At 68.4% G+C, this 1,578-nt stretch carries 3 protein-coding genes; all 3 read left to right on the top strand.

Annotated features, from left to right (window positions below; translation table 11 throughout):
* Window positions 1–255 precede the first annotated feature (255 nt).
* On the top strand, window positions 256–888 hold the full coding sequence (gene queE, locus AC3XYG_RS36510) for a 7-carboxy-7-deazaguanine synthase (RefSeq protein ID WP_489144808.1): 633 nt from the start codon (window positions 256–258) through the stop codon (window positions 886–888).
* On the top strand, window positions 885–1,241 hold the full coding sequence (gene queD / locus AC3XYG_RS36515) for a 6-carboxytetrahydropterin synthase QueD (RefSeq protein WP_489144809.1): 357 nt from the start codon (window positions 885–887) through the stop codon (window positions 1,239–1,241). Before queE ends, queD begins: the two co-directional genes overlap by 4 nt.
* Window positions 1,231–1,578, top strand: a 348-nt coding sequence (locus AC3XYG_RS36520; RefSeq protein WP_489144810.1) for a 7-cyano-7-deazaguanine synthase, incomplete at its 3' end; no start/stop codon positions are given. The genes queD and AC3XYG_RS36520, both read left to right, overlap by 11 nt.

A 1,578-nucleotide genomic window follows, 5' to 3' on the forward strand; every position in this document is an offset into this window, starting at 1 on the left:
GCGGCTGCGGTCCCTGCCGCTGGACCTGTCGAAGCTGACCAGCAGCTGAGCCACCGGCCCCGGCCGATCGGCTGAACCAGGATCAAGGCCCGCCCCCGGCGGGCCTTGATTCGTTTCCGGCGGCGGGAATCAAGCGACTCGGCGGGGCCCGTGGCAATTCGCACCTGACCGCGGGGAACAAAAGGTCTACAAACGCCCCTTTACGGCAGGCGCGGTCCCGATCGGCAGGCCGCCTGACAGCGCCGGATTGGTGGCATGGGCTACGTCGTCAAAGAGATCTTCAAGACCCTGCAGGGTGAAGGGCGCAACGCCGGGCGGGCCTCGGTGTTCTGCCGGTTCGTCGGCTGCAACCTGTGGACCGGCCGCGAGGCCGACCGGGCTGGGGCCGTCTGCAAATTCTGCGACACCGACTTCCTCGGCACCGACGGGCTCGGCGGCGGCCGTTTCGAGGATGCCGAGGTGCTGGCCGCCGCGATCGAGGCGTGCTGGGACGGGGCCTCCACCAACCGCTTCGTCGTCTTCACCGGCGGCGAACCGCTGCTGCAGCTCGACCACGACCTGCTGGCCGCGGTCCAATCGCGCGGCTTCACCGCGGCGGTCGAGACCAACGGCACGATCGCGCCGCCGGCGGAGCTCGACTGGGTCTGCGTCAGCCCCAAGGCCGGCGCCCCGCTGGTCGCCCGCCGGGGCGACGAGCTGAAGCTGGTGTTCCCGCAGCCCGGCCTGATGCCCGATTCCGTCGCGGACCTCGATTTCACCCATTTCTGGCTGCAGCCGATGGACGGGCCCGACCGAGTGGCGAACACCGCCGCCGCGGTGGCGCATTGCCTCGCCCACCCGCAATGGCGCCTGAGCCTGCAGACCCATAAGCTGATCGGTATTCCATGAGGATCACCCAGGCCTTCACCTTCGAGGCCGCACACCGGCTGCCGAACGTGCCGGCGACCCATCGCTGCCACCGGATGCATGGCCATTCCTATCGGGTGGAGCTGCGACTGGACGGCCCGGTCGACCCGGTCACCGGCTTCGTGGTCGACTTCTTCGATGTCGAGGCCGCCTTCGCGCCGCTGCTGGCCCGGCTGGACCATTATTGCCTGAACGAAATCGACGGGCTGGAAAATCCGACGGCGGAGCACATCGCCATCTGGATCTGGGAGCGCACCAAGCCGATCCTGCCGCTGCTGGCCGTCGTCGCCGTCTTTGAAACCCCTATCAGCTGGGCCGAATACGATGGGCATTGAACAGGATGGAGCCCTGGTGCTGTTCTCCGGCGGGCAGGATTCGACCACCTGCCTGGCCTGGGCGCTGGACCGCTTCAAGCGGGTTGAGACGATCGGCTTCGACTATGGCCAGCGCCATCGGGTCGAGCTCGACGTCCGCCCCGGCATCCGCGAGGTGCTGCGCACCGAGTTTCCCGACTGGACCCGCCGGCTGGGCCCCGACCACATGCTCGACCTCGGCGTGCTCGGCCAGCTCAGCGACACGGCGCTGACCCGCGATGTCGAGATCGCGATGCAGGACAACGGCCTGCCGAACACCTTCGTGCCCGGCCGCAACCTGATCTTCCTGAACTTCGCC

The organism is Inquilinus sp. (assembly GCF_057815775.1).

What these genes read in the sequence shown, in the direction of transcription:
- queE (WP_489144808.1), top strand. Translation starts at nt 256, where the DNA reads ATGGGCTACGTCGTCAAAGAGATCTTCAAGACCCTGCAGGGTGAAGGG.
- queD (WP_489144809.1), top strand. Translation starts at nt 885, where the DNA reads ATGAGGATCACCCAGGCCTTCACCTTCGAGGCCGCACACCGGCTGCCG.